Annotated in this window: 12 protein-coding genes and 1 pseudogene; 8 read left to right on the top strand and 5 right to left on the bottom strand. The window is 64.4% G+C overall.

The window, feature by feature from the left end; all coding sequences use genetic code 11:
• The first annotated feature begins 804 nt into the window (after positions 1-804).
• The 4 genes from JQ575_RS42030 (at position 805) to JQ575_RS42015 (ending at position 4,287) form a co-directional block, all read left to right on the top strand.
• Positions 805-1,434 (top strand): OmpA family protein, encoded by a 630-nt coding sequence (locus tag JQ575_RS42030; protein ID WP_249167276.1) that lies wholly within the window; start codon positions 805-807, stop codon positions 1,432-1,434.
• Positions 1,435-1,571: 137 nt separating this feature from the next.
• Positions 1,572-2,495, top strand: coding sequence for an ABC transporter ATP-binding protein (locus JQ575_RS42025; RefSeq protein WP_212039021.1), 924 nt, complete (start codon positions 1,572-1,574; stop codon positions 2,493-2,495).
• On the top strand, positions 2,492-3,253 hold the full coding sequence (locus JQ575_RS42020) for an ABC transporter permease (RefSeq protein WP_212039020.1): 762 nt from the start codon (positions 2,492-2,494) through the stop codon (positions 3,251-3,253). The genes JQ575_RS42025 and JQ575_RS42020 overlap by 4 nt, the downstream gene beginning before the upstream one ends.
• A gap of 230 nt (positions 3,254-3,483) precedes the next feature.
• A complete protein-coding gene (locus JQ575_RS42015) occupies positions 3,484-4,287 on the top strand; it encodes a L,D-transpeptidase (RefSeq protein WP_212039019.1) in 804 nt (267 codons plus the stop codon).
• Here JQ575_RS42015 and JQ575_RS42010 read toward each other — a convergent pair.
• From JQ575_RS42010 to JQ575_RS42000, 3 genes are all read right to left on the bottom strand, one after another.
• Complete coding sequence (locus JQ575_RS42010) at positions 4,271-4,726, bottom strand: DUF6691 family protein (RefSeq protein ID WP_409364888.1); 456 nt, start codon at positions 4,724-4,726, stop codon at positions 4,271-4,273. The two genes, JQ575_RS42015 and JQ575_RS42010, sit on opposite strands and share 17 nt — an antisense overlap.
• Before the next feature lie 12 nt (positions 4,727-4,738).
• Positions 4,739-5,164, bottom strand: coding sequence for a YeeE/YedE family protein (locus JQ575_RS42005; RefSeq protein ID WP_212039017.1), 426 nt, complete (start codon positions 5,162-5,164; stop codon positions 4,739-4,741).
• A gap of 66 nt (positions 5,165-5,230) precedes the next feature.
• Positions 5,231-7,516 carry a spermidine synthase gene (locus tag JQ575_RS42000; protein ID WP_212039016.1) on the bottom strand — a complete coding sequence of 762 codons (2,286 nt, stop codon included), beginning with the start codon at positions 7,514-7,516 and terminating at the stop codon, positions 5,231-5,233.
• Positions 7,517-7,692: 176 nt separating this feature from the next.
• Between JQ575_RS42000 and JQ575_RS41995 the strand changes: the two genes are divergently transcribed.
• On the top strand, positions 7,693-9,294 hold the full coding sequence (locus JQ575_RS41995; RefSeq protein WP_212039015.1) for an NAD(P)/FAD-dependent oxidoreductase: 1,602 nt from the start codon (positions 7,693-7,695) through the stop codon (positions 9,292-9,294).
• A gap of 41 nt (positions 9,295-9,335) precedes the next feature.
• On the opposite strand, the gene JQ575_RS41990 is transcribed toward JQ575_RS41995, so the two are convergent.
• Positions 9,336-9,500, bottom strand: coding sequence for a hypothetical protein (locus tag JQ575_RS41990; protein WP_212039014.1), 165 nt, complete (start codon positions 9,498-9,500; stop codon positions 9,336-9,338).
• A gap of 562 nt (positions 9,501-10,062) precedes the next feature.
• On the opposite strand from JQ575_RS41990, the gene JQ575_RS41985 reads away from it, so the two are divergent.
• Positions 10,063-10,953, top strand: coding sequence for a 50S ribosomal protein L11 methyltransferase (locus JQ575_RS41985; protein WP_212039013.1), 891 nt, complete (start codon positions 10,063-10,065; stop codon positions 10,951-10,953).
• A 4-nt stretch (positions 10,954-10,957) separates the two neighbouring features.
• On the opposite strand, the gene JQ575_RS41980 is transcribed toward JQ575_RS41985, so the two are convergent.
• Positions 10,958-11,152, bottom strand: a complete 195-nt coding sequence (locus JQ575_RS41980) for a hypothetical protein (protein WP_212039012.1) — start codon at positions 11,150-11,152, stop codon at positions 10,958-10,960.
• A 182-nt stretch (positions 11,153-11,334) separates the two neighbouring features.
• Between JQ575_RS41980 and JQ575_RS41975 the strand changes: the two genes are divergently transcribed.
• Together JQ575_RS41975 and JQ575_RS41970 are read left to right on the top strand one after the other, a co-directional pair.
• The gene (locus JQ575_RS41975) at positions 11,335-13,170 is read left to right on the top strand and encodes an aminopeptidase P family protein (protein ID WP_212039011.1); all 1,836 of its coding nucleotides are present in this window, start codon (positions 11,335-11,337) and stop codon (positions 13,168-13,170) included.
• A 198-nt stretch (positions 13,171-13,368) separates the two neighbouring features.
• Positions 13,369-14,636, top strand: a pseudogene (locus JQ575_RS41970) (multidrug effflux MFS transporter).
• The last annotated feature ends 388 nt before the right edge of the window (positions 14,637-15,024 follow it).

The following is a 15,024-nucleotide window of genomic DNA, read 5'->3' as shown; positions in this document are numbered from 1 at the left end:
ACGGTGGCAATAGAGGCCGTCTCACCGGGGAGAGCGCGGCATAAGCCGTAAAGCCACTGCGCAGGGAATGTCGGATGTTCTCCGCTGCCCTGTATGCTCATGTGCAGCATTCTTATGCACAATCGCACATGAGACCGCGGGTGCAGCGCGCATCCGGCATTCCCTGCGCCCTCTGATTTGAGAGGGTGGAACGAACGCAAACCTCGGGCGTATCGCGCCGCGAGAACGCGGATTCACATCCTCCGCTGTTCGTCTTGTCAGTCCGAATCGGAGCCGGCGCCTGGTCAACCGGACTCGACCTCCCGACCCCGATATTCCAGCCGGGACCACGGCGGGCCGGCTTGCCGAGCGAAGGGAAACGCTATGAACAACGGACAATATGACAGAACGGCATTCTGTTCGCCCAAGCCCTTGACCAACGGCGGATTCATCGGTTGAGATGCGGCCATGTTCCGGGGCAAATCCATCCTAATAATCCTTGCGCTCATGGCGCCGTCGCTGGCGTCGGCGCAGACCATCAGCTTTGGCGAGGGGGCCGCCATTCTCGGCAAGAGCTGCGCCCCCGACATCACCGCCAATTGCCGCGGCGTCAATATCGACTCCACCCGCCTGAAGGAGTGCCTCTACCGCAACCAGGACGTGATGTCGGCGGCGTGCAAGACCGATTATCCCCGGGCGTTCGATGCGATCCAGAAACGCATCGCGGCGCGCGCCACTGTCGGGCGGGAGTGCGAGTTCGAAGTCGTCAAGAAGTGCGGCGGCAAGGGACGCGAGGTCTTCAAATCCCTGGCTTGCCTGCTGGCGCTGCCGACCGTGAGCGCGCGATGCACCAAGTCCATCGCCGATGTCGGCTACCGGGCGCAGGACGACGTCGCCACCAAGCTGAGCGGGCTGGAAACGCCGCTGGAGCTGGATATCCCCGCGCTGCGCCAGCAGGTGCTCGAGCGCTCGAAACAACGGGGCAAGAACGAGCCGCCGCCGAACAAGCGGCCGCCGATCGCGCCCGAATTGAACAAGCTGCCGAGCTTCAACGTCGACATCCAGTTCGACACCGACACCCCGATCGTGCGGCCGGAATCCTATCAGACCATCGGACGGCTGGCCGACACGCTGGTCAACTCCGCCCTGCTGAACTACACGTTCCTGATCGTCGGCCATGTCGAATCGACCGGCCGGCGCGACCACAACGTCTTCCTCAGCCAGCGCCGCGCCGACGCGATCCGCGACATCCTCGTCAACACCTTCAAGATATCGGCGAAGCGGCTGCAGTCGGTCGGACTGGGCGAGGAGCAACTGCTCGATCCCGCCCGTCCCAACGGACCCGTCAATGCGCAGACGCAGATCATGACGCTGGCGAAAGTGCCCGAGCAGAGCGAGCCGGCCGCGGCGGCAAAAGGCGCGGCCGCGAAAAAGCCGGCCAAGAAGAAGCAATAGCAAGAGATAATAATTCTATTCGCCGATTGCGAAGCGGCCCGCGCATTCCTATCTGAAAGTTCCCGCTGCCCCCGCTCGCGCTCACGCGGCCGCAGCGCCGTGCCACAATTTCAGATCAGACTGCGACCATGCTCTCCATGTCCCCGATCATTTCCGTCGCCAACCTGTCCAAGACCTATGGTTCGGGCTTCAAGGCGCTGAACGGTATCAATCTGGATATCCGTCGCGGCGAGATTTTCGCGCTGCTGGGACCCAACGGCGCCGGCAAGACCACGCTGATATCCATCATCTGCGGCATCGCGAACCTGAGCGAAGGCCGCGTCACCGTCGACGGCCACGACATCAACAGGGATTACCGCGCCGCGCGCTCGCTGATCGGGCTGGTGCCGCAGGAACTGCACACCGACGCCTTCGAATCGGTGTGGGCGACCGTGAGTTTCAGCCGCGGCCTGTTCGGCAAGCCGAAGAACCCCGCCCATATCGAGAAGGTGCTGAAAGACCTGTCGCTGTGGGACAAGAAGGATTCCAAGATCGTCACGCTGTCCGGCGGCATGAAGCGCCGCGTCATGATCGCAAAGGCGCTGTCGCACGAGCCGCAGATCCTGTTCCTCGACGAGCCGACCGCGGGCGTCGACGTCGAATTGCGCAAGGGCATGTGGGAAGTGGTGCGCGCGCTGCAGGCCTCCGGCGTCACCATCATCCTGACCACGCATTACATCGAAGAGGCCGAGGAGATGGCCGACCGCATCGGCGTCATCAACAAGGGCGAGATCATCCTGGTCGAGGACAAGGCCGGGCTGATGCAGAAACTCGGCAAGAAGCATCTCAAGCTGTACCTGCAGAGCAAGGTCGAGGCGATCCCGCCAGCGCTGGCCGCCTACCATCTCGAACTGTCCGAGGACGGCCGCGAAGTGACCTATCATTACGACACCAAGGGCGATCGCACCGGCATCACCAGTCTCTTGAGCGACCTCCGCAACGCCGGCATCCGCATCTCCGACCTCGACACCACGCAATCGTCGCTCGAAGACATCTTCGTCAGCCTGGTGAGGGCACCATGAACTGGCGCGCCGTTCAAGCCATCTACCTGTTCGAAATGGCGCGCACCTGGCGCACGCTGCTGCAGAGCATCGTCTCGCCGGTCGTTTCCACCTCGCTGTATTTCGTGGTGTTCGGCGCCGCGATCGGCTCGCGCATCACCGAGGTCGACGGCGTCAGCTACGGCACCTTCATCGTGCCGGGGCTGGTGATGCTGTCGGTCCTGACGCAGAGCATCGCCAACGCCTCGTTCGGCATCTACTTCCCGAAATTCGTCGGCACGATCTATGAACTGCTGTCGGCGCCGGTGTCGTATTTCGAGATCGTGCTGGGCTATGTCGGCGCCGCCGCCACCAAATCGATCATCCTCGGCCTGATCATCCTCGCCACCGCCGCGCTGTTCGTGCCGCTGCACATCATGCATCCCTGGTGGATGCTGACCTTCCTGGTGCTGACGGCGGTGACCTTCAGCCTGTTCGGCTTCATCATCGGCATCTGGGCCGACGGCTTCGAGAAGCTGCAGATGATCCCGATGCTGGTGGTGACGCCGCTGACCTTCCTCGGCGGCAGCTTCTACTCGGTGAACATGCTGCCATCGGGCTGGCGCACCATCACGCTGCTCAACCCGGTGGTCTATCTGATCTCGGGCTTCCGCTGGAGCTTTTATGAAATCGCCGACGTCAGCGTCGCCCTGAGCCTCGGTATGACGCTCAGCTTCCTCGCGGTGTGCATGGTGCTGGTGTGGTGGATCTTCAGGACGGGGTATCGGTTGAAGAACTGACGGATCGCTCAAGGCGAGCCGTTATGGCAACCGCTCGCGAAAAAGTCAGCACTATCAGCCGGATTCAGCCCCCTCTCCGCCTTGTTTGCGCCGTGGGGCGCATTAACGATGGGTCTGCAGGCCGCTGGAATAGCGACCGGATTCCGGGCATATTGGATGCCGGGGGACGGAGAGCTGCGGCGCCTGCATTCATGGCGCTTTGGTAAAACGGCCTGGAGGCCAAAGGTAAAATGCGTTCCTTCCTCGTTGCCGCTACCTGCCTGATGCTGTTCATGACCAGCGCCGCGCAGGCCAAAGTCGCCATCACCGTCGACAAGGATAGCCAGCTGATGACCGTCGCCGTCGATGGCGTCGAGCGCTATCGCTGGCCGGTGTCGAGCGGCCTTCCATCGTATGAAACGCCGAACGGCAGCTTCCGCGCCTTCCGCATGGAAGCAGATCACTATTCCAAGGAATTCGACGAGGCGCCGATGCCGCATTCGATCTTCTTCACGAAGGTCGGCCACGCCATTCACGGCACCGATTCCGTGGGCCGGCTCGGCTCCCCGGCGTCGCATGGCTGCGTGCGGCTGTCGCGCGACAACGCCGCGAAGCTCTACGCGCTGGTGCAGGAGCAAGGCGTGCTCAACACCACGGTGACGCTGACCGGCTCTTCCCAGGTCGCATTGGCGCGCAATCCGCGGCCGCGCACCAACGCCGTCGCGCGCCGTGCTCCGCCGCAGCAATATGAGCAGCAATCCAACGCCGCTGGTGATCCCGTCGTGATCACGCCGCAGCCCGGCATGGCGCCGCAGGCTGGAATGGCGCCGCAAGGGCGCGCCGACGACGGCTATATCTATCCGGCCGACGGCAGTTCCAGCGAGGCGCGTTATCCGGCGCCGCGCGACCGCCGCCTCTACGGCGCACAGGCCTATCCGCAGCCGCAGCAATATTATGACAACCGCGGCTACGCGCGGGCGCCACAGGGCTATTACTACCAGCAGCAGCCGCAGCAATATTACCAGCCGCGCGGGCCGTTCACCTATCAGGATTGACTTGGACTTGTCGTTGCAACGGTGGCCGCGACGGCTGCCATGTGTCGTGCAGAATCATCCCGCTGGCCATCGCCACAACGAAGACAACCAGGCCCGGCGACAGCGTCGCCAGGCTCTCCAGCGCCGGTCCCGGGCACAATCCGACGAGACCCCACCCTATGCCGAACAGTCCTGCGCCCAGCACCAGCGGCGCATCGATGTCGGATTTGACCGGGAGGAAATACTGCCCGGCCAGCACCGGCCGCGCGCGCCGCCTTGCCAGCATGAAGCCGGGAGTGGCGACAGCCAATGCCGCCGCCATCACCACGGCGAGGCTTGGATCCCACGCGCCAAAGATATCGAGGAATGCGAGCACCTTGGTCGGCTGCACCATTCCCGAGACGAGCAAGCCGGTGCCGAAGATCAGGCCACACAACAACGGCGCGATGATCCGCGATATGACTTCCATGGCTCAGCCTCCCAATATGTGGCGGGTGACGGCCACGGTGATCACCGCCGTCACCATGAAGACGATGGTCGCCGCGATCGAGCGCACCGACAGCCGTCCGATGCCGCAAATGCCGTGTCCGGAAGTGCAGCCGCCGCCGAGCCGCGCACCGAAGCCGACCAGTAATCCCGCCACCACGATGACGGCCCAGCTGGCCGGCAGCCTGGGCGGCGCCATGCCGTAGCCGATCCATCCGGCGATGACGGGAACCAGCATCAGCCCCGCGATGAAGGCGATGCGCCAGGCCTTGTCCTCACTCCTGATATTCAGGAGCCCCGCAAAGATGCCGCTGATGCCGGCGATCCGGCCGGTCAGCAGCATCAACAGCACGGCGGAAAGGCCGATCAGCGCGCCGCCGATCGCGGCCGACACAGGAGTGAAATTGGCCATCGCGAAATTCCATTCGTTTGGAAAGCGCACCGAACCATAAACCTGCAACGAATTATCGCAATGGGCCTATTGTTCGCCGTCGCGCATCCGGCGCCAAACGGCCCCCAGCACGTTGGAATAATCGTCGGTCCAGACCCGCTGGTGATCTTCGGCTTCGGTCTCGGCCCATTTGTCCGATGACGCGAGCGCGCCGACATCGGCCTCGTGCCGCGCCGACACCACCACCGAGGTCGAGAAGATGTACTCGCTGTCGCGGCCGGAATCCTCGCTGTAGACCCAGCTCTTCATGTCGTTGGCATCGGCAATGCCGACCACGACGCTGGACAGCTCCAGATGCCGGTTGGAAACGTGCATCGCCACCACACCCTGCGGCGCCAGCTTCTCCTTGTAGATCTCCATCGCCTCTTCGGTCGCCAGATGAATCGGGATCGCATCCGACGAATAGGCGTCGACGATGATCAGGTCGTAGACGCCGTTCGGCTCGCGCGCGAAGGTCAGCCGCGCATCGCCGATCACGGGCTTCAGGTCCGGCTCGCACTTGCTGATATAGGTGAAATACTTCGGATCACGCGCGGTATCGACCATGGTCTGGTCGATCTCGAAGAACTTCCAGTCCTCGCCCGGCAACGAGGCGCAGGTCAGCGTGCCGGAGCCAAGCCCGATCACCGCAACCCGCAGCGCGGCCCCTTTCCGCTCGCGCACCGCCGCGATCGCCTGCCCGATGCCGCCGTCCTTGTGGTAGTAGGTGATCGGCTCGGGCCGGCCGGTCACTGGCGTGCCGTCATCGTTCTTGAATTTTTCGGCGCCGTGGATCGTGGTGCCGTGCATCAGCACGTGATATTGGCCGTTCGACGTCACCACGATCTTATGGACGCCGAAGAAGCTGCGCACGGTCTCCACCCGGCCGTCGTCGGAAGGGTAAGCGCGCAGCAGCACCAGCGCCACCACCACGGTTGCAAAGATCTTCCAGCGGCTGGCGTTCAGTCCAAGCGCCAGCAATGCCGAGAGCACGCCGACCGCGCCGATCATCCAGACCCGACGGTCATCGAGCCAGTGCATGACCGTACCGGGCGACCAGGTCGGTGCGATCAGCGCCACCGCCAGCGCCGCGAGGAACGGCCAGTACCAATTGCTCCAGCGCGGCAACCGCTCGTTTCCCGTCGGCCGGCACAACGCCGCCAGTGCCAGCAGGATCGGGTATTCGGCGATCCAGGAAAAGGTGAAGGGGGCGATCAGGCCGGCGAAGAGGCCGCCGACCATGCCGCCGAACGACAGCGCGACGTAGAAGCCGGTGAGATATTTGGCGGCCGGCCGCGTCCGCGCCAATTCGCCATGGCAGGCCATCGCGATGACGAAGAAACACAATTGATGCCCGCCGAGCGTCAGCAGCAAATTCTGCTCGCCGCCGAAGGCCAGCAGCACGACGACGCCGGCGATCGCCAGCGGCTGCGCCAGCAACATCCATTTGTGCGGCAGCAGCGGCCGCGACTGGAACACCAGCACCCAGGTCAACAGATACAGCGACAGCGGCAGCACCCATAACAGGGGAGCCGCGGCGACGTCGGTGGAGATATGCGCGGTCACCGCGATCAGCAGACCCGACGGCACTGCCGCGAGGAAAATCCAGCGCGCGCGCGTCATCCATGACGGCGCCGGCGCGTCCGCATCGTCGGCAGGCATGTTCAGATCAGCCGCATTGGCCGGCGAACGCAGCAGCATGATGCCGCAGCTTGCGATCAGCACGATCAGCAGGCCATAGCCGCCGGTCCAGATCAGATTCTGCGCGCGCAGCGTAAACATCGGCTCCAGCAGCACCGGATAGGACAACAGCGCCAGGAAACTGCCGATGTTGGAGGACGCATAGAGAAAGTAAGGATCGGGCCCGCTGGGATGCCCGGTGCGGACGAACCAGGCCTGCAGCAGCGGGTTGTTGGCGGCGAGCGCAAAAAACGGCAGCCCGATCGATACCGCAAACAGACCCAGTAGCCAGATCGCATAGCCCGAATTCGGCGGATCGCCCCAGCCGCTCGAGATCGACAGCGGCAGCGTCAGCATGGCAACGACCAGCAACACCAGATGCACGGCCACAGGGACGGCGCGGTTGCGGAGCTGCATCAGAAAATGCGCATAGGCATAGCCGCCCAGCAGCAGCGACTGAAAGAACACCATCGCCACCGACCACACCGCCGGCGAGCCGCCGAGCCGCGGCAGCACCATCTTGGTGAACAGCGGCTGCACCGAGAACAGCAGCAGCGCGCTGACGAAGATCGCCGCGGTGTAGACCACCAGAACCATCCGGTTCTGGGAATCGGACGACAGGTCCGTGGCGGCGGACGGTTCAGAAAGGCTCATGAGAGCTCCGGCATGGACCCGGCGGGCGCCGGAGGGCGGAATTCCGGCATGGAAGCGCCAGAGACGGTTAATGGAGCATATGGCAACAAGGCTAGCAAGGAACCGCAAAATGGTGGATTGAGGGGACGCCGGGGCGGCGCAACGGCACGGCTTAATCAAACCTTGTTGAAGCGCACATGAACGAAACGGACGTCGTCATCATCGGTGCGGGGCATAACGGCCTCACCTGCGCGGCCTATCTCGCGATGGCCGGCCTGCGCGTTAAGCTGGTCGAGCGCCGCAAGGTGGTCGGAGGCGCCGCCGTGACCGAGGAATTCCATCCGGGATTCCGCAATTCGGTGGCCGCCTACACCGTCAGCCTGCTCAACCCGCAGATCATCACCGATTTGAAGCTGGCCGAGCACGGCCTGCGCATCGTCGAACGCCGCGCGCAGAACTTCCTGCCCGCGCCCGATGGCAGCTATCTCCTCACCGGCGAAGGCCGTACCCGGGATTCAGTCGCCAGATTGAGCCCGCGCGACGCCGATCGCATCGATGCGTTCGCACACGAGCTGGAGGGCATTGCGGATGTATTGCGGCAACTGGTGCTACGCGCCCCGCCGAACATCGTCGAAGGTTTCGGTCTCGGCGCGATCCGCGAGACTTTCAACGCGCTCGGCACCGCCAGCATCCTGAAAAAGCTGTCGCTGGAACAGCAGCGCAGCCTGCTCGACCTGTTCACCCGCTCGGCCGGCGAAATGCTGGACGAACGCTTCGAGAGCGACCTCGTGAAAGCGCTGTTCGGCTTCGACGCCATCGTCGGCAATTACGCCAGCCCCTATGCGGCGGGCTCCGCTTACGTGATGCTGCACCATGCGTTCGGCGAGGTGAACGGCAAAAAGGGCGTGTGGGGCCACGCCATCGGCGGCATGGGCGCGATCACGCAGGCGATGGCGCGCGCGGCGCGCGGCCATGGCGCCGACATCGAACTCGACGCCGGCGTGCGCGAAGTGATGGTCGAAGGCGGCCGCGCGGTTGGTGTCGTCCTCGACAATGGCCAGATCGTGCGCGCGAAATACGTCGTCTCCGGCGTCAATCCGAAATTGCTCTACACGCGGCTGGTGCCACCAGAAGCGCTGGCGCCGGAATTCCTCGATCGCATCACCCACTGGCGCAACGGCTCCGGAACCTTCCGGATGAATGTGGCGCTGAGCGCCCTGCCCTCGTTCACGGCGCTGCCGGGCGAAGGCGATCATCTCACGGCCGGGATCATCCTCGCCCCCAGTCTCGATTACATGGACCGCGCCTGGCAGGATGCCCGCGAGCGCGGCTGGAGCCGCGAGCCGGTGGTCGAGCTGCTGATCCCCTCGACGCTCGATGATTCGCTCTGCCCGCCCGGCCAGCATGTCGCGAGCCTGTTCTGCCAGCACGTCGCGCCGCAATTGCCGGACGGAAAATCGTGGGACGACTACGCTGAGGAAGTGGCCGACCTCATGATCGCGACGGTGGACAAATTTGCGCCGGGCTTCGCGGGAAGCGTCGTCGGCCGACAGGTGCTGTCGCCGCTCGATCTGGAGCGCCAGTTCGGGCTGCTCGGCGGCGACATCTTTCACGGCGCGCTGACGCTGAACCAGCTGTTCTCGGCGCGGCCGATGCTGGGCCATGCGGATTACCGCGGGCCGCTGAAGGGCCTCTACCATTGCGGCTCGGGCGCCCATCCCGGCGGCGGCGTCACCGGCGCCCCCGGCCACAACGCCGCCAAGATGATCCTGGGCGATCACCGCGCGCTGTTTGGTTGAGGGGCGCAACACCGCTGCCGGTGCCGCGCCCTGCTCGGTGGTTAGATAGCGTCGTAGGCCTCGGTCGGAAGCACCCGCGCGGTCTGCATCATCGCCAGCGGCGAGATCGTCTCCATCGCGGATTGGCGGCGCTCTTCAGCCGACGGATAGCTGACGAACGCGCACACGGCGCACATGACTGCAATAACTGCCGTAATCTTGGCCATTTCAATTCCTCCCTTGTTAATATTTATTTATGGCAGCGATCGTGCCACGCGCCGTTTAACGCCGGGTTCCCGCATCCCCGGTCGCGGCGCCGATCAGCAAACGCTGTGAATCGGCGGTGAATTGGCTAACAAGCCTTGAAAATTACGCTCGCTTCTCGGTGGACAAGGGTGTGGACCACCGGTGGAGAAACCGGTGCCTAAGCCGGGCAAACCAACTGGGCCACCCTGTGGAAGCCTCCTGTATGTTCCGGTGGATGACGTTGTGGAAAAGCGTTGCGTCAAGGGTCGATAAGCTGTGCAAGCGCGGACCGCACACCAGCCGCGACCGTTTGATGAGTCAGGGAATGAGATGATGGGTGTCCACGACGAATTCATGGAGAGCATTTTACGGGAGTGGTTCCTATGCTGGAAATGAGGCTGGCAAGATCAGCCATGATTGGGGTACTTCAGAGAGGCGACGGAACCGAGTTCCGCCGGCCGCTGCCAGTGGCAGGTTCTCCCGACCTTACGAACTGAAACTTAGTCAAGTTTGAGCTTTCCGCTGTTTTCTCGTGGTTCCCCAATGACCTCCACCCCTGCTACCTCCCGTGCGGCCTTCGCGGTCGGCACTGAGACCGCCGCCAAACTTGTCGTCGATATACTTACCGAAGTCTTTTTTGAGGGGCAGGCCGCCATCGCCGCGTTTGAAGGTCCGGGCGGCCGCTGGGATGTCACCGTGCATTTTGCCGTCCCGCCGGACCAGGCGCTGGTGCGCCAGCTCGTGACCAACGCTGCCGGCGAGGAAGCCGCCAAAACCATCGTCTTCGACACGGTCGAGGCGAAGGATTGGGTCAAGGCCACCCTCGAGGACCTCGTCCCGGTCCCGGCCGGGCGTTTTGTCGTGCATGGCCACCACGACCGCGCGCGGGTGCCATCCAACAAGATCGGCATCGAGATCGAGGCGGCGCTGGCGTTCGGCACCGGCCACCACGGCACCACGCGCGGCTGCCTGCTGCTGCTCGATCACGTCCTCAAGGCGTACCGTCCGCAGCGCGTGCTCGACCTCGGCACCGGCACCGGCGTGCTGGCGATCGCAGCGGCCAAGGCGCTGCAGGAGAACGTGCTGGCCAGCGACATCGATCCGCTCTCGGTGCGGGTTGCGCAGGAAAACGCCCGGCTGAACGAAGCCGGGCATCTGGTGCAGGCGATCCCTGCCACCGGCTTCTCGGCGCCGCAATTCGCGCAGGCCGGCCCGTTCGATCTGGTGCTGGCGAATATCCTCGCCAATCCGTTGCGACAATTGGCATCGCCGATGGCGCGGCATCTGGCACCATCGGCGCTGGTTATCCTGTCGGGACTGCTGACGCCCCAGGCGGCTTCGGTGATAGCAGCCTATCGTGCGCGAGGCCTGGTCCCGGTGCGTCATCTGCGCATCGAAGGCTGGAGCAGCCTGCTGCTGCGCAACGCGGGCTAGAAACTCATTCCGGAGGCTCAGGGGGTTTGTAGCGGGCGATGACGCCCTTTTCTTCTGCCTGCCTGGTACGTTTGACGCGCGCCAGGGCGAACCGGTCCAGCATCTGGACGATGACGCCGCGTTGCTTCTTGTTGGCGATCGGAGGTGCCGGGCCGCGGCGGACGGGCGGCGAGATCTTCTCAAACATAAAAGCAGGCATCGTGTATCCCCTCTTCGTTGAGATGAAACACTCCTGGAATTTCCCCTGGTGGCCTCACGTGAACGGCTTGCCTGGCAAACCGTTCCGTTCGATCTAACGCGGACATGGATATTGAAGCACAGATTATGCCAAATTATGGCTATGTTGTGCGGACCTGCACCCAACCCCTGAGTGAGCCGGCGATGTTCGAAGCCCATTTCCAGACATTCGAAGAGCCCGAAAGCGGCATAGCCCTGACGGCACGACTGGCCGCCTTCCGCGAGGAACTGGCGCGGCGCAAGCTGACGGGGTTCGTGATTCCCCGCGCCGACCAGCAGCAAAATGAATATGTGCCGGCATCGGAAGAGCGGCTGGCCTGGCTCACCGGCTTCACCGGTTCGGCCGGCATGGCCGCCGTCCTGACCAAGGAAGCCGCTGTTTTCGTCGATGGCCGCTACACGCTGCAGGCCGCCAAGCAGGTCGACCGCAAGGCCTGGCATATCGAGCCGCTGGCCGATCCGCCGCCGGAGCAATGGCTGGCCAAGCATCTTGCCGCCGGCGACCGCCTCGGTTTTGACCCATGGCTGCACACGTCCGCGGCAGCCGAGCGGCTGGCGGCGGCCTGCGCCAAGGCCGGCGCGGAGCTGGTCGCGGTGGACAACAACCCGCTCCATTCGGTGTGGACCGAACGCCCCGCCCCGCCGCTCGGCCCGGTCGCCATTCACGGCACGCAATTTTCCGGCGAGATCGAAGCCGAGAAGCTCAAGCGCATCCGGCTGGAGATCGTAAAACTCGGCGTCGATGCGCTGGTGCTGTCGGATTCGCACGCGGTGGCCTGGAGCTTCAACATCCGCGGCGCCGACGTCTCGCACACGCCGCTGCCGTTGTCCTACGCGCTGGTGCCGAAGGACGGCCGTCCCACCATCTTCATCGACCACCGCAAGCTCTCGAACCTGACGCGCGACCATCTCGAACAATCCGCCGACGTACGAGAGCCCGACGCGCTGGCGCCGATGCTGACCGAACTCGCAAAGGGTGGTGCCGCGATCGCGCTCGACAGCGTCACGGCGGCCGATGCGTTGAGCCGCATGATCGCGGCCGCCGGCGGCAAGCCGGTGCGCGGCAACGATCCCGTCAGTCTCTTGAAGGCGGTGAAGAACATCACCGAGATCGAAGGCACCCGCACCGCGCATCAGCGCGACGCGGTGGCGCTGACGCGATTTCTGGCCTGGATCGACCGCGAGGCGCCGTCGGGCGCGCTGACCGAGATCGACACCGTCGAGGCGCTGGAGACCTTCCGCCGCCAGACCTGCGCCCTGAAGGACGTTTCCTTTCCGACCATCGCCGGCACCGGGCCGAACGGCGCCATCGTGCATTACCGCGTCACCCGCAAGAGCAACCGGCGGATTTCGTCCGGCGATCTCCTGCTGATCGATTCCGGCGCGCAATATGAAGACGGCACCACCGACGTCACCCGCACCATCGCGATCGGCGAGCCGACGGACGAAATGCGCGACCGCTTCACCCGCGTGCTGCGCGGCCATATCGCGATCGCGCGTGCGGTGTTCCCCGACGGCACCACCGGCGCCCAGCTCGACAGTTTCGCGCGGCAATATCTTTGGGCCGCCGGCCTCGATTTCGAGCACGGCACCGGCCACGGCGTCGGCAGTTATCTGTCGGTGCATGAGGGCCCGGCGCGGATTTCCAAGCTCGGCACCACGCCGCTGAAGCGCGGCATGATCCTGTCCAACGAACCCGGCTACTACAAGACGGACGCCTACGGTATCCGGATCGAAAATCTCGAACTGGTCGTCGGCACCGACGTTGCCGGCGCCGAAAAGCCGATCAACGCGTTCGAGACGCTGACGCTGGCCCCGATCGACCGCCGCCTGATCGACGTGCACATGCTGAGCCCGACCGAACTGAAATGGCTGAACGACTACCACGAGCGCGTCAACCGCGAGGTACGCCCGCACCTCGATGACAACGCGACCAAGCTGTGGCTGGACGACGCGACGGCAGCGCTGCTGCCGCTTTAAGCCAGGTGTCATTCCGGGGCGTGCGAAGCACGAACCCGGAATCTCGAGATTCCGGGTCTGGTCCTTCGGACCATCCCGGAATGACGACCTCAAACGTGCACATCGCCTCCCGATCCCGGCATAGCCGCATGCCGAAACGGCCGTATTCGCCGGGAGCCATCCCGCTACAGTCCAATTCACACAACGGATCGGACCTGAATGCATGGCGTGATGGGCAAGCCGCCCGGTACTGCCGGCGACACCGGCGGCGTCGCGACGTCGAAGATCATGCTGCTGATGCTCGTCGCGATGACGGGCGTCGCGCCGATCTCGCTGTACTTGCTGGTGCCGGCGCTGCCCGTGCTGGCGACGACGTTCGGGCGCGATATTTCGATCGCGCAGATGACGGTGTCGCTGTTCATGGTCGGCATCGCCTGCTCGCAGATCATCATGGGGCCACTGTCGGACCGCTTCGGGCGCCGGCCGGTGCTGCTGTGCGGCCTCGGACTGATGGTCGTGGCGAGCGCAGCTTGCGTCTTCGCCGAGACCCTGCCGCAACTGATCGCCGCGCGCTTCCTGCAGGCGCTTGGCGGCGCCACCGGCATGGTGGTGAGCCGCGCCATCATCCGCGATCTCTACAGCCGCGAGCGCATCAGCTCCATGATCAGCCTCGTGATCGCGGTCATGATGATCGCGCAGATGCTGAGCCCCCTGACCGGCGGCCTGCTGGAAACCGCGTTCGGCTGGCGCGCGATCTTCTATCTGATCACTGCGGCGTCGCTGACGATCACGGTGGGCATCGCGATCATGCTGCCGGAAACCCGCCGCGAGCGCACCGCCGGCAGCAGCTTTCGCCGCGATGTCGGCGGCCTCATCACGTCGCGGGCGTTCATCGGCTACGCGCTGTGCCAGGTGCTGGCCTCGCAGATCATTTTTGCCTTCGCCGGCGGCGGGCCCTATGTCGTGGTCACCCAAATGGGCCGCACCAGCGCCGAATATGGCGCGTGGTTTGCGGCAACCGGCTTCGCCTACCTGGTCGGCAATCTCTTCTGCGTGCGCTTTGCGCCGCGCTATCAGCTGGAGAAGCTGATCTGGTTCGGGCTGGCGCTGCAGCTCGGCGGCAGCCTGCTCAATCTGGTGTGGAGTCTTGCAGGAGCCAACCAGGCGCCTTCCCTCCTGTTCGGCACCCAGATGATCGTGATGGTCGCCAATGCCTTCGTGATGTCGAACTCGGCCGCCGGCGCGCTCAGCGTCCGCCCCGAAGCCGCCGGCACCGCATCCGGCGCGATGGGCTTCTTGCAGATGGGGATCGGCTCGCTGGTGTCGCAATTCGGCGCCTATCTCGGCGGCCATTCCGCCACGACGCTGCCGCTCACCGCCGCGATCTTCGCGATCTCGATCGCCTGCGCCTCGACGATGATCTTCATTGTGCCGCGAAGGAAGGGGCCGTGAGCCAGGCGGAGGAGGAAGAACGGGGGATGCTGTGAGGTGATTCAATGAACGTCGCCACACTCGTCGTCCCTGCGAACGCAGGGACCCATAACTCCGGTCATCTGTTGTTGAAGAAAGCTGTCAACCATCGTGCTCGACAATTTCCGCCGCGGCGTATGGGTCCCTGCGTTCGCAGGGACGACAAAGATGTGAGTTCGCATTCCCGCGGCGCGATGCGCCCGAGGTTTGCTGGAAACTTCCCGCCCTCCAAACAGAGGGCGCAGGGAAGACCGGGTGCGCGCTGCACCCGCGGTCTCGTGTGCGGTTTGCACAAAACAAGGTGCACACGAGCATACAGGGCAGCGGTGAACACCCGGCCTTCCCTGCGCAATGGCTTTACGGCTTATGCCGTGATCTCCCCGGAGACGAGTTCTTGGTTGACTC

The sequence above is a fragment of the Bradyrhizobium sp. JYMT SZCCT0428 genome (assembly GCF_018131075.1).
Lineage (GTDB): Bacteria > Pseudomonadota > Alphaproteobacteria > Rhizobiales > Xanthobacteraceae > Bradyrhizobium.
The sequence above is the reverse complement of the archived record's forward strand: the minus strand, read 5'-3'. Positions and strand labels throughout refer to the sequence as shown.

Bases quoted from the DNA above. Each gene is read 5' to 3' on its own strand.
- JQ575_RS42025 (WP_212039021.1), top strand. From the start codon at position 1,572: ATGTCCCCGATCATTTCCGTCGCCAACCTGTCCAAGACCTATGGTTCG.
- JQ575_RS42020 (WP_212039020.1), top strand. From the start codon at position 2,492: ATGAACTGGCGCGCCGTTCAAGCCATCTACCTGTTCGAAATGGCGCGC.
- JQ575_RS42015 (WP_212039019.1), top strand. From the start codon at position 3,484: ATGCGTTCCTTCCTCGTTGCCGCTACCTGCCTGATGCTGTTCATGACC.
- JQ575_RS42005 (WP_212039017.1), bottom strand. From the start codon at position 5,164: ATGGCCAATTTCACTCCTGTGTCGGCCGCGATCGGCGGCGCGCTGATC.
- JQ575_RS42000 (WP_212039016.1), bottom strand. From the start codon at position 7,516: ATGAGCCTTTCTGAACCGTCCGCCGCCACGGACCTGTCGTCCGATTCC.
- JQ575_RS41995 (WP_212039015.1), top strand. From the start codon at position 7,693: ATGAACGAAACGGACGTCGTCATCATCGGTGCGGGGCATAACGGCCTC.
- JQ575_RS41990 (WP_212039014.1), bottom strand. From the start codon at position 9,500: ATGGCCAAGATTACGGCAGTTATTGCAGTCATGTGCGCCGTGTGCGCG.
- JQ575_RS41985 (WP_212039013.1), top strand. From the start codon at position 10,063: ATGACCTCCACCCCTGCTACCTCCCGTGCGGCCTTCGCGGTCGGCACT.
- JQ575_RS41980 (WP_212039012.1), bottom strand. From the start codon at position 11,152: ATGCCTGCTTTTATGTTTGAGAAGATCTCGCCGCCCGTCCGCCGCGGC.
- JQ575_RS41975 (WP_212039011.1), top strand. From the start codon at position 11,335: ATGTTCGAAGCCCATTTCCAGACATTCGAAGAGCCCGAAAGCGGCATA.